This window comes from Ligilactobacillus equi DSM 15833 = JCM 10991 (assembly GCF_001435735.1).
Lineage (GTDB): Bacteria > Bacillota > Bacilli > Lactobacillales > Lactobacillaceae > Ligilactobacillus > Ligilactobacillus equi.
In genome coordinates this window covers 21,444-45,548 of record NZ_AZFH01000139.1, presented here as the reverse complement: position 1 = coordinate 45,548, position 24,105 = coordinate 21,444, and the positions used below count along the sequence as shown (strand labels likewise).

Sequence of the window (24,105 nt, the reverse complement as noted above, 5' to 3'; positions counted from 1 at the left end):
TCACTGGTATCATAGCACGATTTATTTCAAATGAAAACACTTTTATAAGTTTGTGAATTCACATATTTTCGCTTAGTCTTTAATCCAAGTAAATAAAGGCTTAACTTCTACTAAAACTTTGTGAATTTGTGCAAAATTACACTTGAATTTTCCAAATAAAAAAGCCTCCTCCAAGGAGACTTCAGCCGTATTATTTACGCCATTTTTTACGTATCTCATCGCGTAATTTTCGCGCCGGATCAACAAAGCCGTAACGATTATTCTTAGTTAAAACCTGTGGCCGAGTTAAAAGAAGTAAAATCATAATCTCACCAATAACCGGAACCAAATAGATGAAAACTAATAGACCGGGTAACTCTAAATCATGCAAGCGCCGTATGACTCCAGCGGCTGTCACCATTAAATAGTACAGTGACCAACACCGTAATATAAACCAAAAAATCTGCCATCCAGTTTGAGTGGGCATGGACTGCAAAAATAGCATCGCTACCAGCACTATCACAAAGCTCAAAAGTACCATGCCTAACATTCCCCACCAAAAATCAGCTCGTCCCATGCGTTTATTAGTGGTAAACCACTCTTTAAGCATTAATTTAGTTGAAACTACCAATCCCGGCTGAGGATTCTCATTTTTCCCAATTCGTTCCATCCGTAAGACTTCTTGGCGTATTTTTTCTAATTCAACTTGTAAGTCTTGACCATTCGGCAACATTGATATCGTTTCAGGTTCTGGTGAAACCTGCTTTTCACTTTCAGAAGTTTCTGTAGCTCGATAAACGTAAATTGCTTGATCTTGACCACATTCCGTACAATAATTAGCATTCACCGGAATGATTTCATGACAAACTTTACATTTCTTACTTTCAAAGCCCAAATCTAAACGATCTTGATGTACCCCACAAAAAGGGCAACTTTCTGCCGTAGCCATAATCTTTTTACCACAACGTTGACAATATTTTTCCATCTTCATCACCCTTCTAATTTTTCAATAAAGTTCTTTAATAAGGGAGTTAATTCCACTTCTTCTAGCCAAATCAAGGCCATCTGCGTCTGCCAGGGTTCATAATCAATCTCGATTATCTGACATTTAGTTTCCAAAGCCGCAATTGATGCCGGTACTAAGGCAACCCCCATCCCCATTTCAGCCCAGCGAATAGTGGTCCGAGCATCATCACAAGTCATGGCAATAAATGGCTTAAGTCCGTAAGCACTAAAGGAATCAGCAAAAATTTTGGCAAAACGGCGATAAATCAAGAGTGGCTTTTGGGCAACATCTTCAATTTGATAGTGCTTCTTGCTTTCTTTTATTTTTGGTGGCAAGACTGCAACCATCTTTTCTCTAGCAAAATATTTACTAGCCACCCCTTGAAAATTAAAAGGTGTCCGAACAATGCCTAAGTCGATTTTTCGCCGTTTTAAATAATCTAAAACTCCAAAAGTATTGCTTTCATAAATTTCAAAATTAACTTCCGGATAAAACTCCTGAAATTCCTGTAAGCGTGGACCTGGGACCTGGTTACCAGATGAAGAAATAATTCCCAAAGAAATGGTTCCTTGGCGTCCCTGATCAATTTGCTTTACTTTATCTTTAGCATAATCTGATAGCTCTAAAATTTCTTGGGCGTAACCAGCTAAGGCTTCTCCCGCTTCCGTGAGGGTAATTCCCTTCGAATTACGAACGAACAGTTGCGCATCCAAATCTTTTTCTAATTCTTTTAATTGGTAACTTAAAGGCGGTTGCGCAATGTGCAAGTTTCGTGCAGCAGCAGTAATTTGTTTTTCTTGTGCTACTTCTAAAAAGTAACGTAATTGTTTTAAATTCATTTCAGTACCTCTTAAGTATTATACCAAATTTTAATGACAAAAGGAAAAAAATAGTATTTTTCATATATCAGACATAATGCTATGCTTAAACGCTTTTAAACGATGGATTCCTCAAAAAAATCGCTAATAAAATGAGTACCGATTTAACCTTTGACGATATGCTTTATCTCGGTACTACCTACCGAGTGGCCACACATAATTTGGAAACTTACACCCTCCAAGGAAAATCACAAATGATTGATGGTCAAGCCTTTGAAGTTGTACCGCAAAATACCCTTGATGAAATGACCCACATCATTTATCAGGCGCTAGAAACCGAGAACGCTGATTCAACAGCTCTTACCAATAATGAATAACGCCAAAATGCCAAGCTGAAAACTTCTATTCAGCTTGGCGTTTTTAGACTAAATTTCAACCATGTTTCGCCCGTAAATTCGGCTAAAAACAATCCCATCGCAATCGCTCCAGCAATCAAAACTACTTCAACCATAAAAGTTAAAGCAACTTGATTGTTGTGCAAAGCGAAATTACGAACGGCTTGATAGGCCTGACCTCCAGGAACTAGCGGAACTAGACTAGGAATATTCAGTAAGATTGTCGGTACCTTGATTTTACGCGCCAAATACATGGAGGCTAAACCGATGATAAAGGCGGACAAGAGATTAGCCAACATTCCTCCTAATTCTAAACCCTTAATCGCCATGAAAACTGCCCAACCACACAAGCCCACCAAACCACAAGCTGGTAAGGCACGTCGAGGGATGTTAATAATAATCGCAAAACCCATGGTCGTCAGATAAGCAAAGACTAAAGAAATTATCACGTGCATTAAATTCACCTCACATAAATCGTAGAACCATAGCAATCCCCAAACCAATCGCCCCAGCTGTCAAAAAAGCTTCCGCACCTCGAGCAAGGCCTGACAAAATGTGTCCCGCCAATAAATCTCGGAATGAATTGGTAATCGGCACCCCAGGTACCAAAGGCATCACTGCCCCAATGATAATACTATCGACATTGCTGCCAAAACCAATTCTAACAAAGAGACTAGCCAAAAAGGCCATGGCCATCGCCGCACAAAACTCACTGACAAAGTGCAATTTGGAATTAAGCCGAATAGCAGTATAGATACTAAAGGAGACCCCAGAAACTACCAAGGTGGGCACAAAATCTTGCCAAGCTTTACCATACATAATCAACAACGTCCCACTAACCAACATTGCTGCTAATAACTTAATTCCAAACTTAAAATCGGTTTGATCTTGATCAATTTCTAAAAGCCGACACCAAAAAGCCTCTAAATCTACCCGTCCCTCTGCAAAAGCCCGTGAAGCATCATTAACCTGAGCAACCTTCTCCAAATTAATCGCCCGTCGCTTAATTGGTTCCACTTGAGCTTGATGGCTTTGAGGTACGGACATGGTAATGGCGGTAGTCGTTTCAAAAATTTTCGGATTTTTAATCTCTGCATTATAAGCTATCCGGTGGAGAGTGTCGTCAACACGCGTCATATCTGCCCCAGCCTCAATCATAATTCTGCCCGCCATTAAGACACATTCCACTGCCATACTTTCTTGTTTACTCATCATATTCACCCTACAAAAAACCGCGAAGCCGAAACTCCGCGGTACCTATTTTAGTCTTTCACAACGTTAACAGCTTGTAAGCCACGTTGACCTTCTTCAACATCGAAGGAAACGGCTTGACCTTCTTCTAAAGTCTTGAAGCCTTCTGTTTGAATCGCAGAGAAGTGTACGAATACATCGCTACCATCTTGACGGTTAATAAATCCAAAACCTTTATCTGCGTTAAACCATTTTACTGTTCCTTGTTCCATATGGGAATCCTCCTTGTGCGCCATTTCTAGCACGTTTTCTTGTAATTTCGAAGTGGTGCAATGGAGAAAGTCATATGAAATCCTACAAAATACCATACAAAAGTACTCCGTTTAGTATAGCACAGTAAAATTTAAAAAGATATAATTATTTGACAAAAATGTAGTGAGCTGCCTTATAACCAATGGAAATTTCTTCACCGGTATTTAAAACTTTAACATTTAAAGGCCCTTCAAAGGGAAGTTTTTCTAAAATTTCCACTTGATCCCCAATATTGAGCTTAACATCAGCTAAGTATTCTAATAAATCATGGTTATCAATGAAATGCTCGACTTCGGCGCTTTGTCCAGGTTTTAAATCATTTAAAACTACATGAGAATCTTCCGGATAAACTCCATCCTTACTTGGAATCACACTGCCGTGGGGACATTTTTGCGGATGACCTAAAAAATCTTCCAAACGATCAATCAATTCCTCACTTACTGTGTGTTCTAAAACTTCGGCATCCTTGTGTACATCGGCTAATTTGTAACCTAACTTTTCTACCAAAAAGGTCTCCCAAATTCGGTGCCGTCTAATCAAAGCTTCCGCAACTTTGACACCTTCTTCCGTCAGCGAAATGCCCGCATAAGGAGCGTGAATAATGAGCCCATCCTTAGCCAATTTATTAACCATTTCCGTTACGGAACCGGCCGCCACATTCAAGCTTACTGCAACTTGCTTATTTGAAATCTTGCTAGTCTTACCTCCTAGCTCAAAGATAATTTTTAAATAATCTTCTTTTTTCGGAGTCACTCTTCTCACCTTCCCTCAATCAATCTGCGATATGTTAATTATAGCATTTTTTAACATTTCGTCCTACCTAACTTTGACACGCTTGGGCAAAAATTTCGGGTAAGGAACTGGTCAAACTCCTTAATTGTCCGCTAAAAGGATCATAGAAACTTAGTTTATGTGCATGTAGTAATTGACGTCCTAATTCTTGGGCTCGTGGACCGCCATAAAGCTCATCACCGACTAGAGGATGGCCTAGATGAGCAAAGTGGGCCCGTATCTGGTGAGTCCGACCGGTTTGTAAAATTACTTTAACCAACTGACACTTAGGGTAACTTTCTAACAGCCAATAGTCGGTTAATGCCTTTTTCCCTGCGGCAGTTACAATTTGCCGAAAAGAATCCGAATCCTTTTGTAAAGGAAAATCTAATCGTCCACTAGCTTGCGCTAAGTGGCCACTTACCAAGGCCCGATATTCCTTGATCATTTGGTCTTGATAGGCGCTTATCCACCCTTGCGCAAGACTATTTTTCGCCACCAAAACCAAACCACTAGTATTATAATCTAACCTTGTCAAAACATGAACGGCAACGTCGTTTAACCCTTGCGCCAATAAATAGCCTTTGATACGGTTGGCTAAAGTATCGCTAGTTTCACTCGGCCCTGGCACCGAGGCGAGGCCCGCCGGCTTATCTGCTACGAGATAGTTAGAATCTTCGTAAACTACTTTAATCTCACCCGTTGAAGCTGTAATAGCCTGACTGGCTTCTGGTTCTAAGGTTATCAAGCGTAATTCTCCTGCATCCTTTAATTTACTAGTTAAAGTTAATTTTTCTTGTCCCCAATATACCTCAACTAAACCTCTACGAATCTTAGTTTGAAGTCGACCACTCATTTTCTTAGCTGTTAAAAAATTGCGCAAAGATTGCGGCTTCGTATCCCTTTTGATAATTTTAAATTCCATTAATTTCTTCTCCGAAATAAACCTAAAGTTAACCCCACTACTGCTATGGCCAATTGAATACCGGCAATTTTTTGTAAACTTGTCAGCATCCCTGTCAATAACGCACCTAGCACACCTTGAACTTGGCTAGGTAGTGGTAAAAATTGTTCCAAATTTAAAACCAGTAAAAAAGTCGTTAAAACTAAGAAAATCAAAGCGGGCCCCAACCAAGCTAAACCAAGGTAGTAGCACCAACCAAAGGGATTAAATAATTGATTAAAAAATAATCGCACTAATAAGAATAGCAATAAGCCTAAACTCACCCACCAAATAATTTGCACCCCGTGAATAAAATTCTGCACTCCGCTTACTAGGTTTTTCAGAATTTGATTACTTTCTAAAGCGGCTTGCACTTGATCATCCGCTAAATCTAAAAAATTTGTCCGTAAAGTTTGGTAAGCGACACTATTTGTCGCAAATCCACTCGTCGTAGCTTGATGGTCAAGATTTTGCCCAATTTGGTTAACTAGCTTTTCACTATCTAGAACATCTCCATCTGCACTACCATTTAACAGGTCCTCAATCCCCGCTTGGAGATCACTGCGTAATTGGTCAGCAGTCAGCAAGTTCGTTAAAAGATTCGCCGGTAGGCCACTGCCATTCATGCCCGCTGCCACTTGTTGATTTAATTCTTGGGTCAGGATGGTCACGTTTTCAGTCGTAATCACTTTTGCTTTTAAAAATTTCGGATTCAAAAGCGTCATTTTCAAACTTAGTATGAGTACTAAAACTAGGCTCACTAAACTTAACAAAATCGTCAAAACGCGATCCTTACCTCGTTTAGGGAGTCGCTTTCCTTTTTCCAATTCACGTTTTTGGGTTCGGGTCATTTCCGTCATTATTTTCCTCCTAGCGTTAGCTTTTATATATTGTCCTTTATTATAGCCTACTTTAGACAAACTCACCGGTGATATTAGGGAAAATACACTGCACTTCTTCCATAATTAATTTGTCAGCTTTACCTTGCATCGTTATACCACCATAGATTATTTTATGCAGTTTTATTATACTACATTCATTTGCATTATAAGTACCTTCAGTCCTGTATTTTTAACTAGCACCACACACTTAAAATTGTTATAATTACTGATGATTTATATAAATGAGGAAGGATTAGACTAATGTTTGAACTTTTTAAAGCATTCCTTTTTGGGATTGTCGAAGGGATTACTGAATGGTTACCAATCAGTTCAACCGGACACATGATTTTGCTAGATCAATTTGTCAAGTTGGGCGTTTCAAAAGACTTCTATAGTATGTTTGAGGTAGTTATTCAGTTAGGGGCTATTTTAGCCGTTGTTGTAATTTACTGGAAACGTATCTGGCCTTTCCACTACCAGACTAATCAAAAAGGTTTGTGGAAAATTATGGATGAAGACATTTTCTTTATGTGGGTTAAAGTTGTAATTGCTTGCTTACCAGCGGTCGTTGCTGCGGTTTTTAATGACGAATTTGAAGAATTATTCTACAACCCAGTTTGTGTAGCTTTAGCCCTGATTGTCTTTGGGATTGGCTTTATTGTAATTGAAAACATGCATAAGGGTAGCACACCTAAGATTACTTCAATTAGTCAAATGACTTATGTTTTAGTCTTTATTATTGGGATTTTTCAGTTGCTTGCAGCCATTTTCCCTGGAACATCTCGGTCAGGGGCAACGATTTTAGGTGCCTTACTTTTAGGTGTATCTCGGACAGCTGCTGCTGAGTTTACTTTCTTCTTAGCAATTCCTGTCATGTTTGGGGCTGGAATTTTAAAGTTAGTTAAATTTGGGTTGGTCTTTACAAATCTGGAGATATGGATTATGATCGTCGGTTTAGTGACCGCCTTTGTTACGTCTATCATTGCCATCAAATTCTTAATGCAATACATTAAAAAACACGACTTCAAGGTCTTTGGTTGGTACCGCATCATTCTCGGAATTTTAGTATTAGCCTATTTTTTCTTAATTAAGTAATAAGTTCCGCAGAAATGCGGGATTTTTTTATTAAAAGAGTGAGATAATAGTTATTACTTAAGTCTTTCGAGATTTTTTGACTACAACACTTTATAAAAAGGAGTTTTTCAGTGCAAAAAAGTAATAATTATAAAACACACCTACTTCTAGGTGGCGGTTGCGCTTTAATTTTTTTATTTTTCGCTTACAGTATCAAAACCAATCTTGGCTGGGTAACCAGTTTAGACACTAGGATCCAGGCTATTCTCTTACCGTTCACAACCAAAACAATGACAACTTTTGTGGCTCTACTAACAAAATTAGCTAGCTCACCTTTGGAATCATTCTATTGTCTTTTACTCATTGCCTTTTTATTTTTCCGCTATAATAAAAAAGAAGCCATTTGGGCTGGCTGTACCGTCTTCATTTCACTAGCCTTTACTTACCTCGTTAAATTTGCCATGCAACGCCCTCGGCCTAGTGACCGCCTAGTTTCTGCCGCTGGTTACAGTTTCCCTAGCGGACACACTTTTGGCGCCGCCTTAGTTACTTTGATTATTTTAACACTCATCTTACCTAAGCTGAAAAGCTCCGGCTTACGCTGGCTTTTGGGGATTTTAGCTTGCTTGTGGGTGCTAATTGCCGCTTTCACACGTGCTTACCTCCACGTCCACTATCCTAGTGATACCCTTGCTAGCATGCTCTTGGCAGTTTCTTTATGGAACTTAGCTAGTCTAATCAAAGATCGCTACTTCAAACGTTAATGCGCGTTGTGAATATCATATATAAAATAACCTTGTTGTAATCTCACAACAAGGTTATTTTTGAAAATTTTCTGTCATAGTCTCTTTTTCTTCGACTTATTCACTTACCTTTTCCTTAGCCTCTGCTTGAAGCACTTCAACAACTGTCTTTTGGTCTTTGCGCGCCTTAACTATTAACTCTTTTAGTTCCTTGTCAGGCTTAACTGGCAGGCCAGCTCTTTGTAAATCTTCGCGCGCATCCAGTAAATCTTCTGGTGTAATAGCCTGATCATCGTCACTATCACTCGAAGAAGTCGTGGTATACCCCAACATTTTTAGAGTTTGATTGTTTTTCTTTTCTAAACTCTTAGCTTGCTTGTAGATGTCATCATAATAACTTTCCTTAATCGAACCATAGCCCAAGATGACCGCTAGCTTTTGATTGGATGCTGTATATTCGTGGTGACGACTAAACGTTTTCGCCCGTACGTAAGCCGCTTGGAAAACTTTTCTTTCTTTGATGACTTCTTTCAGCTCTGTCTGCTTGATAGTGGCCATTTTAACAATTTCACTTGAACCACCATCAATTTTAGCAATTTTAATAAATTCTTTGCGCGCGGATTTAAATTCCTTCATTTGACTCTTTTTTAAAGCTTTTCGATACTCACGTAATTGATATAAACTTATCTTCGCTTCAGTCGATTTTTTCTTTTTTTTCAAGGCATCTTGATAATTCAACTCAGCTTTTCTATATTTACTTTTTTTAATATTTTGTTTAGCTTTTTCCATTGCTAGCTGATATAGGTGGTTGTCTTCGTGGGCGCGACTCACTCCATATCCCCCAAAAAAGAGTGCTAACACAACACCAGCAATTAGCCAAATGGTCCAACGTCTCATTGCTTAAACTCCCCTCTATACTAATTCTTTATTTATAATATTACCAAAAATTAAGACAAAATAAAAAAAAGATTGCCCCAAGAGCAAATCTTTTTAAACTGGCATCCAACCAAAGAAGTGAATAGCAAAAACTAAGACTAAACCGATTATCACAGAAAGTCCCATGGAACGGGTCTTAGAAGCCACTCCTAACACCACAATGGCCGCCACAATTTTTCCCAACCGCTCGATTCCAATAAAGGAGTAATCAGAGGTATCCATGAAAATGTCTTTGACAATCAAAGCCGTAAACAAAGATACGGGTACGTATTTCATCCATTCGTTAAACCATTCTGGAATTTTACGAGTCGCAAAAATGCGGAGCGGAATGTAACGAGGTAAAAAGGCAGCAATGGCTGAAAAAATAACAATTAAACCATGATCTAAAAGTGAATAATTCATCTAATTTCTCCTCCTAATTGCCTTTCGTATTTGAAGCAATTTTCTTACGCTTCTTAATCCGCGAAAGCAAGAAACCATTGGCCTTACCGTGCTTAACTAAGTAGTCTTCTAAAGCAAAACCAACCAAAGAAGCAGCTAAAGTTGCCACGATTAAGCCCATAGTACTCTTGAAGATCAGCATGAAAATAACTGCGAAGATTCCGGCTATCACACTGATTAAGACCGTCATCCAGTTCTTCAACTGCATAGCAATCATGTATAAGAACATAGCTGTTAAGGCAAAGTCGACGATTTCCAAATTAATCGCAATAACACTACCAATGAGAGCACCAACCAGGTTAGAAATTGACCAGGAAGCCAGTGAGTAGTGTTCAACCATCAAACTATCTTTACCGCTCCATTGCTTGTCGGTCGCAAATTTTAAATAGTTAACCGCATAGTTTTCATCGTTCATGTGGGATGCAAAAGCTATCAAAAATCCTTTACTCGAACCCCGTAAGTATTGAGATAGGCTTGAACCTAATAAAGCATAACGTAATTCTAAGAAGAATAACATTAAAACAATTGATTGAATTGATGCATTAGAAACTAGCATCGAAGCAATCAAGAATTGTCCCCCACCAGAAAAGACCAGTAAAGAGACTAATAAGGTCATAATTGCATTAAAACCTGCTTTATTCAGCAAAATCCCACAGGCTAAACCAATTGGAATGTATGAAAGACATAAAGGTAGAGAAACGCGCAATACCTCTAGCCAACGTGGTTCTTCTTTTTTCACGAAAAATCCTCCAATAAAACCCTCAGTCCCCCGTTTGACAGATGTAACGTCGTTTCTCTTTCGACATTCTTCTGCCTACACCGCCACAAAAACACCAGCAAGGCAGCTGGCTTGGCTCTTTTATAACGTTTATCTATCTTTCTTCGCACTGAAAGTCATGTCACGTTACAATAATGTAACGTTTGTTCATTACAACAATAAATAATATTTTTTTAAAACTATAATTCCATCATAACAACTCATTTAGGTTATCGTCAACCGATATTAACGTTTTCCGCAAAAATTTACAATAGCTTTACACAAGCGCCATTTGACGATAAGAAATCACAATTTTTTGCTTTAAATCTTGGGCTAAAGTAGACCTTGCCCCCTCGCCGGTAAAAGTGATAATAGCAGAATTCCTTAATTGTTTTTCCACAATACCATCAAAATGTTCCTTGCCAAAAGTAAACGAAACATGACTCCCGACCGTAAAAGGTTGCCCTAAATGGCTAACTTCAATCGTTGGTTGTGTGAGGTCTTTACTACTTTTCGTTATCTTTGTCGTCATGAGAAATTCCTCCTTTGTTTCACTTTCTATTATACGCTTTCAAAATCCACAAAAAAAGAGACTTCTACAGAAATCTCTTCCAATTATATTATTATAATTTACTCATTAACGTACGCCAACCAATGACGAAAATATTAGCCTTTTGAACCGCCTGCTTAGTTTGAGCCGGAATTTGAAGGCTAGTTTGACCGTTAAGGAAAGCTAGCTTTTGCCCCTTTACCGTTAAAGCATAGTTTCCAACCGTTTTTCCTTGCGCAATTGGAGCTACTAAGCCATTTTTTTCAGTTAACTTCTTATTGGCCATCACGCTCGCTTGAATTTGTTTTTTCGTCAGTCCTTTCTGTAACCATAGGTGACTTGCTTGAGCAGTTTGAACGGGCACCGTCAATTCCTTACCATGAAAGGTTGCCAAAGACTTGGCTTGGGCATAACTTTGCCCCTGTGCTAAGTTAGTGTAAGTATAGTTATTGTAGACATAGGACATTAACTTTTGACTATCTTCGAACCGTGCCGTATCAGTTTCACCTTCATGACGTGACCCCATGACCACGGTAATAATCCGGTGACCATCCTTATTTACCGTCCCAATGAAACATGCCCCTGCGCTATCAGAAGTTCCCGTCTTTAATCCATCAACTGGTAATTTCGTATAAGCTTTAGATAACCCTTTCAACATCCAATTCCAATTTTCCATTTGTGTTTTATTAGTCCCATTATCAAACTCTGCCTTCGTCATCGCTGTAGTTTTCAAAATTTCAGGGTACTTTTGTAATAAGTTTTGGCCGATGAGAGCCATATCCTTGGCAGACATAGCGTTTTCCGCATTCTTAGCTACACCAGGATAAGCGGCGCCTTTAACCTCACCATTGCTCAACCCATTAGCCGTATAAAGCTGTGCATCTTGAATGCCAAATTTCCGAGCCTGTTTTCGCATCAAATCAATAAAGGCTGGATGACTTCCTGCAAGAGCATAACCTAAAGCCATAGTAGCCCCATTAGCAGAATAAATTAGCATTGCTTGGTATAGCGATTTAACGGTGTATTGATGATCGGTTTTAAGGGGAACATTTGATAACGAAGTATCTTGACTAACCGCAGCCGAATCCTTATCTACCGGTATTTCTTGATTCCAGGTTAATTTATGATCATGGATGGCCTCTAAAACCAAGTACGCTGTTAGCAACTTACTCATCGAAGCTACTGGCATTGTAGTCTCTGCATTTTTGGCATATAAAACCTGCCCCGTCTTAGCATCAACGGCAATGGCTGCTCGAGCCGTAAGATTAAGCGATTCTTGACTATCAGCTAACGTTGCTGCTTGAGCTTGAATTTGATTAGTAGTAAAAACCGTTAAACCCGGTGTTAGTAGCGCTGTTACTGTCAGTAAACTGACAACCATCTTTTTAATCTCTTTGAAAAGTCGCATTTCTTTTCCCTCTTAAACTAAATTTCTTATTTAAGGATAGCCTAAAAAAACCAAGTCTTCAAGACTTGGTTTCAGATTTTTACCATCTTTTAACTTAGTTTCGCATTTCAACTTGGTGCTGATTTGTCAATGGCAAATGAATAATAAAACTCGTCCAAGTTTCATCCGAAGTTACATAAATATAGCCTTGGTGCATTTGGACAATTCCTTGAGTAATAGCAAGTCCGAGTCCCGTCCCACCAGTTTCTTTAGAACGAGAACTTTCTACCCGATAGAAACGGTCAAAAACCTGACTTAAAGATGCTTGGGGAATGGGTTCTCCATCATTTTTAACCACGATTTTAACCTCTTTAGCTGAAAGCTGCTGAGCACTAAGAACGATTTGATGTCCTCCGTGACCATACTTAAGCGCGTTGGTAATTAAGTTATTGAAAACCCGCGCTAATTTTTCGCCATCAGCTTCAATCATCAAAGGCTCAACAGGCACATCAATCTTAATTTTCATCTGCTTTTTTTGAGCTTCTAACTCAAAAGAAGCTCCTAATTGTTCGATCATGGCTCCCAAATCGAGCTGGCCAAGATTTAACTTGGCCCCCGTTTGATTAATTTTAGTATATTCGAATAAATCGTCGACTAAAGCTTTCATCTGCCCAGCCTTAAGGTAGGCCGTGTGCGTGTACTTTAAAAGGTCAGCTTCATTTTGATATTGTTGATTTTCCACTAAACCTAAATAACCGATAATTGAGGTTAAAGGCGTCCGAATATCATGGCTGACATTGGTAATCAATTCATCTTTAGAACGCTCAATGCGTCTTTCTTCTTCCATTGCATTAACCGCTGATTCAACCAAAGCATTGACACTTTCCACCACTTTTTGCATCGGCCCCTTCAATTCAAACGGAATTTTATGTTCCAGGTGACCGGCAGCAATATAGTGCAACTCATCAATGATATGGTGGAGTTGCATTTGGCCATAACGCCGAATTAAACGCCAATAGACAACTGCGACATTCACGAGCGTTGCTAAAGCCATAAAAAGCCAGCCCCAAGACCAAATTCGAATATTACTTGGCCCAAAACTCAGGGACATTTTAATTTGAAAGATTCCGTTTTTGAGGCCTGGATTTTGCGTCACCAGTTGATTTAATAAGATATACAACGACATTTCCATCAGCAGTAATAAAATCACGGTAATAATGCCTTCGACAACTAATTCACTTTTTTCCCGGCCGGTTAATCGCAGCTTCACAAGCCCACTCCCCCACTAAAAATTAGCGCACCTCGATTTTGTAACCTACACCCCAAACAGTTTGGATTACCTTCTCACCATCAGTAGCTTCTTCAATTTTATCACGTAAGTGGCTCACGTGCACCATCACAGTTTTCGCTGAAACGACTGATTCTTGTTGCCACACACGTTCGAAAATTTCATCAGCTGAAAAGACCCGGTTAGGATGACTCGCTAATAGGTATAAAATTCCAAATTCCAAAGCTGTTAATTGAATGGACTTACCCGTTAAAGTTTCAACTTCGTGGGAATCTTTTTTGATAACTAGTGGTCCCACTTCGATTTGATCAGGTTCTTCATTTTTTACATCGTGTTGGGAACGGCGTAAAAGTGACTTAACCCGCGCCATAACTTCTAAAGGATTAAAGGGCTTGGTAACATAATCATCAGCCCCCTGAATTAAACCTTGAATTTTATCGAGGTCATCAGTTTTAGCTGACAGCATTAGCACGGGAATTTGTGAATCTTTACGTACTTCGCGGACAACATTTAAACCGTCCATTTGGGGCATCATCACATCTAAAATCATTAACTTGATGTCAGGGTTCGTATTTAACTTGGTGAGAGCTTCCTTACCGTTATAAGCCTTTTCAACCTCATAACCTTCATTAGTAATATAAATTCCTAGTAATTCAACAATATCTTTATCATCATCAACAACTAAAATCTTCATTTTTTTAACTCCTTTAACTAATTTATCCAAGCAAGTTTGAACCGCAAAATCCCTATTTCCTTGCCTTTCTTTAAGCTTATCCTAACCAATCCCCTAAACAAATTCAAGCAATAACTAGTTAATTCAAAAAATTTTCAAATTCTTCAGAAAAATCTTAAGAATTACCAAAAAAGCCAGCCCTAAGGCTGACTTGTTTTACTTTAATTTTCGTAAGCTGCGGCCTTTTGACGGTAGCTTTCCACTTCATCTTCGGAACAACGCACAAAGTGACCTGGGGTAATTTCGTGTAATTTACGTGGCTTACCTTCTTGATCATTTTCGATAGCTGGATCGTAAGCCAAACGTTTACGTTGCCGTTCAAATTCTGGGTCTGGTACCGGCACCGCCGAAATTAAACTCTTAGTATAGTCGTGTAATGGTTTGAGGTAAACATCATCGGCTGGGCCTACTTCGAGTAAACGTCCGTAGTGTACCACTCCAATACGGTCAGAAATAAACTTCACCATGGACAAATCGTGGGCAATAAAGAGGTAAGTTAAACCTTGCTTTTCTTGCAATTCTTTCAATAAGTTCACAACTTGAGCTTGAATAGAAACGTCCAAGGCGGAAATTGGTTCATCGGCAATAATAAACTTAGGTTGCACGGCTAAAGCACGGGCAATCCCGATTCTTTGTCTTTGTCCACCGGAAAATTCGTGAGGGTAACGACTCGCATGATCCTTGTTCAAACCAACTGTTTCCAAAAGTTCTTCAACTCGCGCCCGGCGTTCTTCCTTAGAAGATACCAAACCGTGAATATCAATCCCCTCAGCAATGATATCTTCAACCGTCATCCGAGGATTTAAAGAAGCATAGGGATCTTGGAAAATCATTTGCATGTCGCGCGTGAAGTCCATCTTATCTTTTTTAGACTTTAATCTACTTACATCTTTACCATCAAAGATGATTTGTCCATCAGTGGGGTCATAAAGGTGAATCACTGAACGACCAATCGTGGTCTTCCCAGAACCAGATTCACCAACCAAACCAAAAGTTTCACCTTCGTAAATGTCAAACGACACATCATCGACGGCTTTGACCATGTCAGGCTTGCCCACACCGAAGTATTGTTTTAAATGCTTTACTTCGAGAATTTTTTTGTTTTGATTAACCATGTGGTTATCTTCCTTTCTGGTCTAGTTTTCTTTTTGCGTTAACAAGTCCCGGTAGTGGGCTTGCCGACGTAAAATTTCTTCTGGTGGAGTAACCTTAGGTGCATCTGGATGCAATAACCACGTTGCTGCATAGTGACCTTCAGATACCTTGAAGAATGGTGGTTGTTGGGTCGCATCGATTGCCATCGCGTATGGGTTCCGCGCCGCAAATGGGTCCCCTTTAGGTGGATCCAATAAGTCTGGCGGGGTCCCTGGAATTGCTTCTAGGCTCTTAGATTCCAAGGTTGGCATGGAGTTCAAAAGTCCCCATGTGTATGGGTGTTGAGGGTTAAAGAAAATATCATCTACCGACCCATATTCCACAATCTGACCAGCATACATTACGGCTACACGATCCGCCATTCCGGCCACCACCCCTAAATCGTGGGTGATGAAGATGATGGAAGTTTCAATTTTTTCTTGTAATTCCTTCATCAAGTCTAAGATTTGCGCTTGGATTGTAACGTCCAAGGCCGTCGTTGGTTCGTCGGCGATTAAAATTTCTGGATTACATACTAAGGCAATCGCAATCACAATTCTTTGCCGTTGTCCTCCAGAAAATTGGTGTGGATAGTTGTTAATTCTTTCTTCCGCATCCTTAATCCCTACTAGCTTTAATACCTCTAAAGCACGGGCCCACGCTTTTTTCTTATCCATACCGCGGTGTTTGATGAGTGGCTCCGCAATTTGTTGGCCAATTTTCATAGTTGGATCCAAAGAAGTCATTGGATCTTGGAAAATCATGGCAATATCTTTACCACGCACATCTTGCATTTCTTTTTCGGTATTTTTTAATAAATCTTTACCGTGGAAGAGAATTTCGCCTCCGACCACACGGGCGTTATTCGCAAGTAAACCCATTAAACTCTTGGTGGTAACTGATTTCCCGGAACCAGATTCCCCCACAATTGCTAGGGTTTCCCCCTTATTTAGGTGGAAGCTAACATCGCGAATCGCTTTAACTTCCCCAGCATAAGTGTGAAAGTCGATTTTAAGGTTTTTTACATCTAAAATTCTTTCGCTCATTTTACTACCTACCTATCTATCTTCTCGTCTTAGGGTCAAATGCATCCCGCAAACCGTCACCTAAAAGGTTGAAGGAAATCATCAAGACACATAAGACAATAGCTGGATACCACATTTGGTATGGCAAGAATTGGAAGTTCTTTTGTCCTTCGTTCATCAATACCCCTAATGAAGTTTCTGGAGCAGAAATCCCAATCCCAATGAAACTCAAGAAGGCTTCGAAGAAGATAGCCGAAGGAATGGTGTACATTGTTTGGATAATGATGATACTTGATAAGTTAGGTACCAAGTGCTTCCAAGCAATCTTAGGCGCTGATTGGCCTAAAGTCCGTGCTGCTAAAACATATTCTTGGGACTTCAATTGCAAGGTTTCGGCCCGAATCATCCGCGCCATAGTTGTCCAAGATGAAATGGCAATAGCGGCCACAATAGAACCAATCCCTGGCTTCAAGACCAATAACATCAAAACTACGATAACCAAACTAGGTACTGAGGAAATAACTTCGATAATCCGTTGCATTACATTATCAACGCGACCACCTTTCCAACCAGAGACAATCCCGTAAGTCACCCCGATGGCTAAGTCAAAGAAAGTAGCAAACAAAGCAACAATCAAGGAAATTTTAGTACCATAGATAATCCGTTCAGCTAAAGAACGACCTAAGTAGTCAGTCCCTAAAGCAAAGTACTTGTTAGTGGCGTTGTTTTGAGCGTAAATATCAACCCATTCGCCCCCAACTTTCATCTTCCCGTTTAAACCATTAATGAAGTCTAAACCGTGTACCCGAGCAGGTAAGTTAGCATATTGTGGTGCTGACTTAACCAAAGTTGAATTATCAATAAATGGTGTTGAGCCAAAAGCCACTACCACCATCAATAAGATGATAAATAAGGAAACCACGGCCCCTTTATTCTTCTTCAAACGGCGCCAAGCATCTTGGGTAAAAGTTAATGAAGGAGCCGCAATTTTTTCATTATCCAGGTTTTCTTCCTTGGCTAAGGGTTTGAAACTAGCTGGATCTAATTTAATCTTTTCTTCCATACTCTTATGCCTCTTTTCCTGCAAGTCGAATCCGTGGGTCAATAATACCGTAAACGATGTCCGTTATTAAGATAACTGCCACCAAACCAGCAGAAAATAACATTGTTACCCCCATGATGGTTGGGTAGTCGTTAGTGGTGATGGACTTAACGAATTGTTCCCCAATCCCAGGGATGGAGAAGATATTTTCGATAACCATCGAACCAGTCATCAAGGAAACGGTGTATGGCCCAATCAGAGTTACCAACGGAATCAAACTGTTACGTAAAGCGTGGTGGTAAACGATTTGGAATTTTGTCAACCCTTTAGCCCGCGCTAATTCGATGTAATCAGAGTTCAAAACATCAACCATCCCTGTCCGAATAAACCGGGCTGTTTCAGCCAATGGCCCTACCCCCAGGGCAATCGTTGGGAGAACCGTGTAGGAAAAGCCCCCCCAGTCAGCAATGGGGAACCAACCTAACTTCAAACCAATGTAGTATTGCAATAAGACAGCTAACACGAAGTTAGGTACAGACTTACCAATGATAGATAAAATTGTCACCAAAGTATCTACCCAAGTATTACGGTTGATAGCAGCAATCGAACCTAAAATAATCCCAAAGAAAACCCCAAAAATCATGGCTTGCAACCCTAATTGAGCTGAGGCGCCAATCCGGCTAGCAATCAAGTAAGAAACTGGTTGGTTACTAAATTGGAAACTTGTTCCCATGTCCCCATGCAACATTCCTCCTAAGTAAAGGAGGTATTGTTGCCAAAGTGGTTTGTCCAAACCATATTGTTCATTCATGATTTGAATTTGAGCAGCCGTTAATTTTTCTTGATTTGAATATGGTGTCCCCGGCATCAACTTCATTAAGAAGAAGGTGATTGTCGCCACTAAAAACAGGGTTAACACCATATAAAAAACACGTTTTAGTAGGTATTTACGCATTTCTCTCTCTCCTGACTAATAATTATTTTAATAAATCCACCATAATTGCTTAGCGATTTACAACGTTTATTTAATATTTATATCACAAAACCGAACAAAATTCTACTAACTTAGCTTAAAAAATAGAGAATTGACCGCTTGCATGGCCAATTCTCTACCTTTTATTCAGTATTCACTTGCCACTAGAGCTTATTCTTGGATGTAAGCATCCTTGAAGTTGTAGTTAACCCCAGCAGTGTTGTAGATAATACCTTTAACCTTTGTCTTAACTAACCAAGGTGTGTTCTTGTTGTAGATTGGAGAAATACCTTCTTCACCCATCAAGATTTGTTGAGCTTGTACTAAGTCATTCCAACGCTTGTCAGGGTCATTAGCATCTTCATTCTTAGATTTTGCAATCAATTCATCGTATTGTTGGTTTGACCACTTACCTGCGTTATTAGCGTTATCAGAAGTAAATAAGTCTAAGAAGGAAATTGGATCAGAGAAGTCTGCTCCCCAAGCGGAAAGCACGATATCAAAGTCACCCTTATTTGTACGGTTAATCCGTGTCTTAAATGGCACATTAGCAGTCGTTACTTTTGCACCTTTAAGGTTTGTTTCAATTGCTGATTGTAAGAATTCCGTTGACTTCTTAGCTCCGTCAGTATCGTCAGAAAGAATTGAGAAGTTTAAGCTTGATACCCCTAATTCTTTCAAACCTTCAGCCCAAAGTTTTTGAGCCTTCTTGACATCATAAGTTACCCCGTCGCCGTTATTAGCAGCTGCTGAGAAGTCCTTACCGTTGTTTGAAGCTAAGCCAGCAGAAACTAAACCTGTAGCAACAGTACCTGAACCTAAGACTTTATTTACGAATTGCTTCCGGTTAATTACCAAGGAAATTGCTTGACGAATCTTTTGGTTTTGGAAAGCCTTCACACCGTCAATATCCTTTTCTTGATTGTATTGGAAATAGAAAGTTGAAGCGTCTTTACGTACAACATAGTCTTTTTGGTTCTTAACTTGTTTAGCTTGTTCAACGCTCAATGGAGTGGCATCTAACTTACCTGATTGGTAAAGGTTAAAGGAAGTTGAAGTTGACTTGTTAACTTTGACATTAATTGCGGAAAGTTTAACGTCTTTCTTGTCCCAGTAGTTATCGTTTTTAGCCATCGTCCATGAAAGGTTAGAACCAGTCCACTTAGTTAACTTAAATGGTCCGTTGTAAACCATGTACTTGGAGGCAGTCCCGTACTTATCCCCATACTTTTCAACCACTTTTTGATTTTGTGGGAAGAAGACAGGGAAGCCCATTAATAACTTGAAGTAAGGAACTTGCTTATCTAAAGTAACCACTAACTTGTAGTCACCTTCAGCCTTAATTCCTAAATCAGTTACTGGTTTTTTACCTTCTAAAACATCGTTAGCATTCTTAATGCCATCAAACAAGAAAGCATATTGTGAACCCGTCTTAGGGTTAACTGTTCTTTGCCATGAGTATACAAAGTCCTTAGCCGTTACCTTGTCACCGTTAGACCACTTGGCATCTTTACGTAAATCAAAAGTGTAAGTTAAACCATCCTTAGAAACGCTAGTCTTAGTAGCAATTCCTGGGGTGATTTTGCTATCTTTACCGATACGGTAAAGACCTTCCATCGTGTTGTTTAAAGTGTTAAATGAAACAACATCTGTAGCGGTTGACAAGTCCATGGTTGGTAGTTCTGCCGTTTCATCCCAGTTTAAAACTTGGTTAGAACTTGAAGCAGACTTAGAAGAACCACAAGCAGCTAATAATAATGCAGCTGCAGTTGATACAACCCCAACTTTAGCAAGTTTTGAAATCTTCATATATACAACTCCCTTAATTTTTATTCGTAAATTGGATGATTACACCCTTTTTACTTCTTTTCGCTGTATAAATTCTACATTAAATTTTTTGATAATTCAAGGTTTTTTTAAGAAAAACACCCATTTTATTCATAGTTTATTTTCATAAAACTCTATTTCTTTCTTTATAAATGTTAAGATATCTATCACTTTTTCCTTATCTAGACAGGTTCTAATTCGCCCCCTTAAGCAAATACTGCTATAATAAAAGAAAAGCTTAAATAGAAAGAAGGAACATTATGCCGCAAGATATAACTCGCGTCGTCATTGCTGGAATTGATAATGAGATTGAAAATTTCAGCTACACCATGCAAGAACTTAAAGCTTTAGCCCAAGCCAACTATATGAAAGTTGTCATGGAAATCTCCCAAAAGCTTCCTAAGCCCGTCAGTGGAACTTACTTTGGAACGGGAAAAGCCGAAGAGATTAAAAATGCGGCCCTGGCTAGCGAAGCGGAGACCGTCATTGTGAACGACGAATTAACCCCCACTCAAATCCGCAACTTAGAAAAATTAACAGACTTAACGGTCATTGACCGAACCGCCTTAATTTTGCAAATTTTTGCTTCTCGCGCCCGCACCAAAGAAGCTAAACTTCAAGTCCAAATTGCTCAGCTTCAGTACCAACTTCCTCGCTTGCACACCAGTTCTGCTACCAAGTTGGACCAACAAAGTGCCGGGGGTGGTTACAGTAACCGGGGGGCTGGGGAAACCAAATTAGAATTAAACCGCCGGGTAATTGAAAAACGTATCAGTCACCTCAAAGCTCAATTAAAAGACATTGACAAAGACCACCAAATCCAAAGAAAACAAAGAGATTCTTCTGGTATCAAGACCGTCGCCTTAGTTGGCTACACCAATGCTGGTAAATCAACTACTATGAATGGTTTATTACGCCTAACGGGACAGGAAGATGATAAGCAAGTTTTCGAAAAAGATATGCTTTTCGCAACTTTAGATACTTCAGTACGTAAAATCCACTTCAAGGACAATAAAGAAATTCTTTTATCTGACACAGTAGGTTTCGTTTCTAAACTTCCCCACCAACTAGTCAAGTCCTTCCGTTCCACCTTAGCCGAAGCTGCTCAAGCTGATCTCTTAATCCAAGTCATCGACGGTAGTGACGAAAATGCACGTGATATGATTGCGACCACTGAAGAAACGCTAAAAGAAATTGGCGTTACAGAGATTCCCATGATTTACGCCTATAATAAGGCTGATTTAGCAGGACAATCTTATCCACTTTTAGCCGGAGATAGTTTCACTTATAGCGCGCGTGACCAAGCCAGCTTAGAGGCTTTAATTGACCTCATTAAAAAGGAAGTTTTTGCCGACTACGAAACCCATACCTACCTAATTCCTTTTGACCAAGGACGCTATGTAGAAGCTCTCAATCAAAATGCTGAAATTCTCGCTACCGAGTACTTACCAGAAGGTACCCAAATCACCGCCAATCTAGCTCAAGATTTGGCCGGCAAACTCCAAAACTTCCTCGTTCAAGCTTAACTAAAAAAAGTCCGCTTCAACATAGCGGGCTTTTTAGTTGCAATGAAAAAGTCTTGCTGTGAACGCAACAAGACTCCTATATTATTTTTATCGCCGCCGACGTAATTCACGGTCTGCTCTTTGAAGAACTTTTTCCACACGGCTTTCTTCTGATTTAAACTCTGCAGCCACCTGGGTTTCAGCTTCTTTAACTACCCCGTGTACACCTCTTTGTCGGTATGCCACTCGACTTTCCAAAGCAAAGGGTGCCTCTTTTTCAACACTCGAAGTCCGTCCCGCAACACGGTATGGTCCTCCCGTTAAGAGCACTGTCGCCAGGTAAAGATGGTAACGTTCCATGGCTTCACTGGCGGGCATTAGGCCAACAGTTTCGACCGTCCCCAAATCTCTTCTTTGCATTTGGTTAAGCCCACCCCAAATTTTTAACTGGCCTTGATTATCTTGAGCCAGTTCAAAATACGGTAAAGCTAACGGAGCACCCATCGCCAAGGGCTTATCACCATTTTTAGCTTGCGTAAATAGTTGTCGTTCCCCTAAGCCACCATAATCTAATTGGAGATAGTCAACCGCCAATAAATCTTCAACCACATGAGCTAAGTTACTTTTTTGAGTCTCAGAAAAGGTAATTTCTGCTGGCAAAAAGTCAGTATCTTGAAAAATGCCATTGGTCTGCACAAAACCAGCCTGAGCATTATTTGGCTTCGGTGCATCAGTCAAAGGATCCTTAGCTTCCAAGTGGAAAGTCTTTTCAATCCATGGCGACACGTCAAACTGGGATTTTTTGTCTTCTGTAAAGTAATATAAGATGTTAAGGTATGCAAAGTAAGCAATTACTAAGAAGGCCAAGATAAATAATAACCCTCGCCCCCAGTAACCATTAACAAAGAAACGGTAGGATACATACAAAAGATAGAAATCTCCCACACTTGCCATGGCCGTGTAAATACGGTTTTTTATTTTAACGTTTAGATTAATATAGGATAAGTAACTATTTATCATACTTAAAAGACTAACCATTTAATTCACCTCTATTCTGCTGTAGCATCCGTCGTGGTACCTGCATCTGTACCACCTGTCGTAGTTGTTCCGTTTGTTGGCGTATTAGTTGTAGTATCCGTCGCACTTGAGCCCGTATCAGGTGTAGCTACACTACTACTTGCTGCTCCAGCATTATTACCTGTAGTTGTAGCATCATTTGTCGTACCACCTGTCGTAGTTTTGGTGGTAGTTGAAGTATCATCGTCCCGAGTTGAACTTGAACTTGAATTTGTCTCATCACTGGAACTACTTTTGCTAGAGCGATCCTTCGCGTCCACGCTAGAACTATCTTTCAAAGATGAGGAGATACTGGATACACTTTCAACAGATGAGCTAACCTCACTTTCCACCTTAGCCCCTTCTGAAGTGTGGGTTACTTTGTTAACCGCTACGTTAGTTGCGCCAAGGGCTAAAACTGCTGACATAATCGCAAACGGTGTGACAAAAGGTGCGGTTCTTTTTACCATTTTCCTTCCTTCTTTCTCTCAATTCAATCTCTGCTCTCCATTTTACACTATTTTGACCTGATTAATTGCGAATTTTTGGGTTCCTTTATGTTAAGAATTCATTAACCTTTTTTGAGCCGCACATTGGGCACACAAACCCAGCATTTCAAACCGGTGACTTTGAATTTCACAACCTGGTAATTGCTCTAAAAATTCTTTACTAGGACAAAAGTCAATTTCTTGCACCTGACCACATTGCTGACAAATAAAGTGATGATGGTGAATATTACCAAAATCGCATTGATACTTAACGCCTTGACCATTTTTTTGTGCTTGCGTCTCAACAATACCAATTTCCTCAAATTCTTTGATATTACGATAAATAGTATTATGACTCAACCCCGGATACTGCTGACGCATCCAATCATCAACTGCCGTAATTTCCACATAGCGATGACGACAGTGGGTGTAAAGATATTCCAATAAACTTTTTCTTTGCTTGGTAACTTTGAGTTTATGTGACTTCAATAAATATAACGCTTCATCTAGCATAGTTCCCTCCAAATAATAATCGTTACGTTTTATCTTTACTAAATTTTAGCATTTTTCCTCTAACTTGTCATTATTTCCCAAAACTTAAATATAATTTGCTTGATTTTTCACAAAGTAAGCGTTACAATATGCTATGTAAACGTTATCTGAAAACATTTACAGATATAATTAAGAAAGAAGGCTGATTATGATGCTTAATAACAACTTACCATACCATGTTGCGCTAGATACCCAGGCACAAGAGTTTCTCGTTTGGGAAAATGATACTCCTGAACAAATCGGCCGCGGTATTACCATCCAAGATGCTATTGAAGCGCTCCAAATGGGAAAATAAATT

28 protein-coding genes are annotated in these 24,105 nt (G+C 39.6%); 5 read left to right on the top strand and 23 right to left on the bottom strand.

The features are described from left to right. Positions 1 to 190: 190 nt before the first annotated feature. Positions 191 to 964, bottom strand: coding sequence for a zinc-ribbon domain-containing protein (locus FC36_RS08030; RefSeq protein ID WP_025020615.1), 774 nt, complete (start codon positions 962 to 964; stop codon positions 191 to 193). 5 nt (positions 965 to 969) lie between these two features. Continuing rightward, positions 970 to 1,824, bottom strand: coding sequence for a LysR family transcriptional regulator (locus FC36_RS08025; protein ID WP_025020614.1), 855 nt, complete (start codon positions 1,822 to 1,824; stop codon positions 970 to 972). Between the two features lie 119 nt (positions 1,825 to 1,943). Between FC36_RS08025 and FC36_RS08020 the strand changes: the two genes are divergently transcribed. After that, on the top strand, positions 1,944 to 2,180 hold the full coding sequence (locus tag FC36_RS08020; protein ID WP_494515718.1) for a hypothetical protein: 237 nt from the start codon (positions 1,944 to 1,946) through the stop codon (positions 2,178 to 2,180). Between the two features lie 29 nt (positions 2,181 to 2,209). Here the strand turns inward: FC36_RS08020 and FC36_RS08015 are convergent, their stop codons facing one another. The 6 genes from FC36_RS08015 to FC36_RS07990 all read right to left on the bottom strand — a co-directional run bounded on the left by FC36_RS08015 (position 2,210) and on the right by FC36_RS07990 (position 6,275). After that, positions 2,210 to 2,653, bottom strand: coding sequence for a threonine/serine exporter family protein (locus FC36_RS08015; RefSeq protein ID WP_023860121.1), 444 nt, complete (start codon positions 2,651 to 2,653; stop codon positions 2,210 to 2,212). Between the two features lie 10 nt (positions 2,654 to 2,663). After that, the gene (locus tag FC36_RS08010; RefSeq protein WP_023860120.1) at positions 2,664 to 3,413 is read right to left on the bottom strand and encodes a threonine/serine exporter family protein; all 750 of its coding nucleotides are present in this window, start codon (positions 3,411 to 3,413) and stop codon (positions 2,664 to 2,666) included. A gap of 47 nt (positions 3,414 to 3,460) precedes the next feature. Further along, positions 3,461 to 3,661: a cold-shock protein gene (locus FC36_RS08005; protein ID WP_023860119.1), complete on the bottom strand. Its 201-nt coding sequence runs from the start codon at positions 3,659 to 3,661 to the stop codon at positions 3,461 to 3,463. A 145-nt stretch (positions 3,662 to 3,806) separates the two neighbouring features. After that, positions 3,807 to 4,454 carry a metal-dependent transcriptional regulator gene (locus tag FC36_RS08000; RefSeq protein ID WP_025020612.1) on the bottom strand — a complete coding sequence of 216 codons (648 nt, stop codon included), beginning with the start codon at positions 4,452 to 4,454 and terminating at the stop codon, positions 3,807 to 3,809. A gap of 67 nt (positions 4,455 to 4,521) precedes the next feature. Next, positions 4,522 to 5,397, bottom strand: a complete 876-nt coding sequence (locus FC36_RS07995; RefSeq protein WP_025020611.1) for an RluA family pseudouridine synthase — start codon at positions 5,395 to 5,397, stop codon at positions 4,522 to 4,524. After that, positions 5,397 to 6,275 carry a hypothetical protein gene (locus FC36_RS07990; protein ID WP_056986825.1) on the bottom strand — a complete coding sequence of 293 codons (879 nt, stop codon included), beginning with the start codon at positions 6,273 to 6,275 and terminating at the stop codon, positions 5,397 to 5,399. The genes FC36_RS07995 and FC36_RS07990 overlap by 1 nt, the downstream gene beginning before the upstream one ends. A 282-nt stretch (positions 6,276 to 6,557) precedes the next feature. Between FC36_RS07990 and FC36_RS07985 the strand changes: the two genes are divergently transcribed. Together FC36_RS07985 and FC36_RS07980 are read left to right on the top strand one after the other, a co-directional pair. Further along, positions 6,558 to 7,391 carry an undecaprenyl-diphosphate phosphatase gene (locus tag FC36_RS07985; RefSeq protein ID WP_023860115.1) on the top strand — a complete coding sequence of 278 codons (834 nt, stop codon included), beginning with the start codon at positions 6,558 to 6,560 and terminating at the stop codon, positions 7,389 to 7,391. Positions 7,392 to 7,501: 110 nt separating this feature from the next. Further along, positions 7,502 to 8,134 (top strand): phosphatase PAP2 family protein, encoded by a 633-nt coding sequence (locus tag FC36_RS07980; RefSeq protein WP_025020608.1) that lies wholly within the window; start codon positions 7,502 to 7,504, stop codon positions 8,132 to 8,134. A gap of 96 nt (positions 8,135 to 8,230) precedes the next feature. Here FC36_RS07980 and FC36_RS07975 read toward each other — a convergent pair whose 3' ends face one another. The 12 genes from FC36_RS07975 to FC36_RS07920 all read right to left on the bottom strand — a co-directional run bounded on the left by FC36_RS07975 (position 8,231) and on the right by FC36_RS07920 (position 20,188). Next, on the bottom strand, positions 8,231 to 9,010 hold the full coding sequence (locus FC36_RS07975; protein ID WP_023860113.1) for a hypothetical protein: 780 nt from the start codon (positions 9,008 to 9,010) through the stop codon (positions 8,231 to 8,233). A gap of 93 nt (positions 9,011 to 9,103) precedes the next feature. Then, positions 9,104 to 9,451 (bottom strand): AzlD domain-containing protein, encoded by a 348-nt coding sequence (locus FC36_RS07970; protein WP_023860112.1) that lies wholly within the window; start codon positions 9,449 to 9,451, stop codon positions 9,104 to 9,106. Positions 9,452 to 9,464: 13 nt separating this feature from the next. After that, positions 9,465 to 10,229: an AzlC family ABC transporter permease gene (locus FC36_RS07965; protein ID WP_025020607.1), complete on the bottom strand. Its 765-nt coding sequence runs from the start codon at positions 10,227 to 10,229 to the stop codon at positions 9,465 to 9,467. Between the two features lie 295 nt (positions 10,230 to 10,524). After that, the gene (locus FC36_RS07960) at positions 10,525 to 10,779 is read right to left on the bottom strand and encodes a hypothetical protein (RefSeq protein WP_023860110.1); all 255 of its coding nucleotides are present in this window, start codon (positions 10,777 to 10,779) and stop codon (positions 10,525 to 10,527) included. Between the two features lie 91 nt (positions 10,780 to 10,870). Next, entirely contained in the window at positions 10,871 to 12,205 is a 1,335-nt protein-coding gene (locus tag FC36_RS07955) for a D-alanyl-D-alanine carboxypeptidase family protein (RefSeq protein ID WP_023860109.1), read from the bottom strand. Positions 12,206 to 12,299: 94 nt separating this feature from the next. Then, on the bottom strand, positions 12,300 to 13,454 hold the full coding sequence (locus FC36_RS07950; protein ID WP_025020606.1) for a sensor histidine kinase: 1,155 nt from the start codon (positions 13,452 to 13,454) through the stop codon (positions 12,300 to 12,302). Between the two features lie 22 nt (positions 13,455 to 13,476). Beyond that, the gene (croR, locus tag FC36_RS07945; protein WP_023860107.1) at positions 13,477 to 14,166 is read right to left on the bottom strand and encodes a response regulator transcription factor CroR; all 690 of its coding nucleotides are present in this window, start codon (positions 14,164 to 14,166) and stop codon (positions 13,477 to 13,479) included. Between the two features lie 200 nt (positions 14,167 to 14,366). Continuing rightward, entirely contained in the window at positions 14,367 to 15,320 is a 954-nt protein-coding gene (locus FC36_RS07940; protein WP_023860106.1) for an ABC transporter ATP-binding protein, read from the bottom strand. A gap of 21 nt (positions 15,321 to 15,341) precedes the next feature. Continuing rightward, entirely contained in the window at positions 15,342 to 16,385 is a 1,044-nt protein-coding gene (locus tag FC36_RS07935) for an ABC transporter ATP-binding protein (protein ID WP_023860105.1), read from the bottom strand. 16 nt (positions 16,386 to 16,401) lie between these two features. Further along, on the bottom strand, positions 16,402 to 17,427 hold the full coding sequence (locus FC36_RS07930) for an ABC transporter permease (protein ID WP_023860104.1): 1,026 nt from the start codon (positions 17,425 to 17,427) through the stop codon (positions 16,402 to 16,404). 4 nt (positions 17,428 to 17,431) lie between these two features. After that, positions 17,432 to 18,361 (bottom strand): oligopeptide ABC transporter permease, encoded by a 930-nt coding sequence (gene opp3b / locus FC36_RS07925; RefSeq protein WP_023860103.1) that lies wholly within the window; start codon positions 18,359 to 18,361, stop codon positions 17,432 to 17,434. Between the two features lie 189 nt (positions 18,362 to 18,550). Beyond that, the gene (locus FC36_RS07920; RefSeq protein ID WP_025020605.1) at positions 18,551 to 20,188 is read right to left on the bottom strand and encodes a peptide ABC transporter substrate-binding protein; all 1,638 of its coding nucleotides are present in this window, start codon (positions 20,186 to 20,188) and stop codon (positions 18,551 to 18,553) included. 290 nt (positions 20,189 to 20,478) lie between these two features. Here FC36_RS07920 and hflX point away from each other — a divergent pair, with 290 nt between their 5' ends. Next, a complete protein-coding gene (gene hflX / locus FC36_RS07915) occupies positions 20,479 to 21,732 on the top strand; it encodes a GTPase HflX (RefSeq protein WP_025020604.1) in 1,254 nt (417 codons plus the stop codon). 87 nt (positions 21,733 to 21,819) lie between these two features. Here hflX and FC36_RS07910 read toward each other — a convergent pair whose 3' ends face one another. The 3 genes from FC36_RS07910 to FC36_RS07900 all read right to left on the bottom strand — a co-directional run bounded on the left by FC36_RS07910 (position 21,820) and on the right by FC36_RS07900 (position 23,768). Further along, positions 21,820 to 22,749 carry a DUF6681 family protein gene (locus tag FC36_RS07910; RefSeq protein ID WP_025020603.1) on the bottom strand — a complete coding sequence of 310 codons (930 nt, stop codon included), beginning with the start codon at positions 22,747 to 22,749 and terminating at the stop codon, positions 21,820 to 21,822. Positions 22,750 to 22,760: 11 nt separating this feature from the next. Beyond that, positions 22,761 to 23,237: a hypothetical protein gene (locus FC36_RS07905; protein ID WP_025020602.1), complete on the bottom strand. Its 477-nt coding sequence runs from the start codon at positions 23,235 to 23,237 to the stop codon at positions 22,761 to 22,763. Between the two features lie 90 nt (positions 23,238 to 23,327). Next, complete coding sequence (locus tag FC36_RS07900) at positions 23,328 to 23,768, bottom strand: Fur family transcriptional regulator (protein ID WP_025020601.1); 441 nt, start codon at positions 23,766 to 23,768, stop codon at positions 23,328 to 23,330. Between the two features lie 187 nt (positions 23,769 to 23,955). Between FC36_RS07900 and FC36_RS11925 the strand changes: the two genes are divergently transcribed. Further along, a complete protein-coding gene (locus tag FC36_RS11925) occupies positions 23,956 to 24,102 on the top strand; it encodes a hypothetical protein (protein ID WP_155889565.1) in 147 nt (48 codons plus the stop codon). Positions 24,103 to 24,105: the final 3 nt, after the last annotated feature.

What these genes read in the sequence shown, in the direction of transcription:
- FC36_RS08030 (WP_025020615.1), bottom strand. Translation starts at nt 964, where the DNA reads ATGGAAAAATATTGTCAACGTTGTGGTAAAAAGATTATGGCTACGGCA.
- FC36_RS08025 (WP_025020614.1), bottom strand. Translation starts at nt 1,824, where the DNA reads ATGAATTTAAAACAATTACGTTACTTTTTAGAAGTAGCACAAGAAAAA.
- FC36_RS08015 (WP_023860121.1), bottom strand. Translation starts at nt 2,653, where the DNA reads ATGCACGTGATAATTTCTTTAGTCTTTGCTTATCTGACGACCATGGGT.
- FC36_RS08010 (WP_023860120.1), bottom strand. Translation starts at nt 3,413, where the DNA reads ATGATGAGTAAACAAGAAAGTATGGCAGTGGAATGTGTCTTAATGGCG.
- FC36_RS08005 (WP_023860119.1), bottom strand. Translation starts at nt 3,661, where the DNA reads ATGGAACAAGGAACAGTAAAATGGTTTAACGCAGATAAAGGTTTTGGA.
- FC36_RS07995 (WP_025020611.1), bottom strand. Translation starts at nt 5,397, where the DNA reads ATGGAATTTAAAATTATCAAAAGGGATACGAAGCCGCAATCTTTGCGC.
- FC36_RS07990 (WP_056986825.1), bottom strand. Translation starts at nt 6,275, where the DNA reads ATGACGGAAATGACCCGAACCCAAAAACGTGAATTGGAAAAAGGAAAG.
- FC36_RS07985 (WP_023860115.1), top strand. Translation starts at nt 6,558, where the DNA reads ATGTTTGAACTTTTTAAAGCATTCCTTTTTGGGATTGTCGAAGGGATT.
- FC36_RS07975 (WP_023860113.1), bottom strand. Translation starts at nt 9,010, where the DNA reads ATGAGACGTTGGACCATTTGGCTAATTGCTGGTGTTGTGTTAGCACTC.
- FC36_RS07970 (WP_023860112.1), bottom strand. Translation starts at nt 9,451, where the DNA reads ATGAATTATTCACTTTTAGATCATGGTTTAATTGTTATTTTTTCAGCC.
- FC36_RS07960 (WP_023860110.1), bottom strand. Translation starts at nt 10,779, where the DNA reads ATGACGACAAAGATAACGAAAAGTAGTAAAGACCTCACACAACCAACG.
- FC36_RS07955 (WP_023860109.1), bottom strand. Translation starts at nt 12,205, where the DNA reads ATGCGACTTTTCAAAGAGATTAAAAAGATGGTTGTCAGTTTACTGACA.
- croR (WP_023860107.1), bottom strand. Translation starts at nt 14,166, where the DNA reads ATGAAGATTTTAGTTGTTGATGATGATAAAGATATTGTTGAATTACTA.
- FC36_RS07940 (WP_023860106.1), bottom strand. Translation starts at nt 15,320, where the DNA reads ATGGTTAATCAAAACAAAAAAATTCTCGAAGTAAAGCATTTAAAACAA.
- FC36_RS07935 (WP_023860105.1), bottom strand. Translation starts at nt 16,385, where the DNA reads ATGAGCGAAAGAATTTTAGATGTAAAAAACCTTAAAATCGACTTTCAC.
- FC36_RS07930 (WP_023860104.1), bottom strand. Translation starts at nt 17,427, where the DNA reads ATGGAAGAAAAGATTAAATTAGATCCAGCTAGTTTCAAACCCTTAGCC.
- opp3b (WP_023860103.1), bottom strand. Translation starts at nt 18,361, where the DNA reads ATGCGTAAATACCTACTAAAACGTGTTTTTTATATGGTGTTAACCCTG.
- FC36_RS07920 (WP_025020605.1), bottom strand. Translation starts at nt 20,188, where the DNA reads ATGAAGATTTCAAAACTTGCTAAAGTTGGGGTTGTATCAACTGCAGCT.
- FC36_RS07910 (WP_025020603.1), bottom strand. Translation starts at nt 22,749, where the DNA reads ATGGTTAGTCTTTTAAGTATGATAAATAGTTACTTATCCTATATTAAT.
- FC36_RS07905 (WP_025020602.1), bottom strand. Translation starts at nt 23,237, where the DNA reads ATGGTAAAAAGAACCGCACCTTTTGTCACACCGTTTGCGATTATGTCA.
- FC36_RS07900 (WP_025020601.1), bottom strand. Translation starts at nt 23,768, where the DNA reads ATGCTAGATGAAGCGTTATATTTATTGAAGTCACATAAACTCAAAGTT.
- FC36_RS11925 (WP_155889565.1), top strand. Translation starts at nt 23,956, where the DNA reads ATGATGCTTAATAACAACTTACCATACCATGTTGCGCTAGATACCCAG.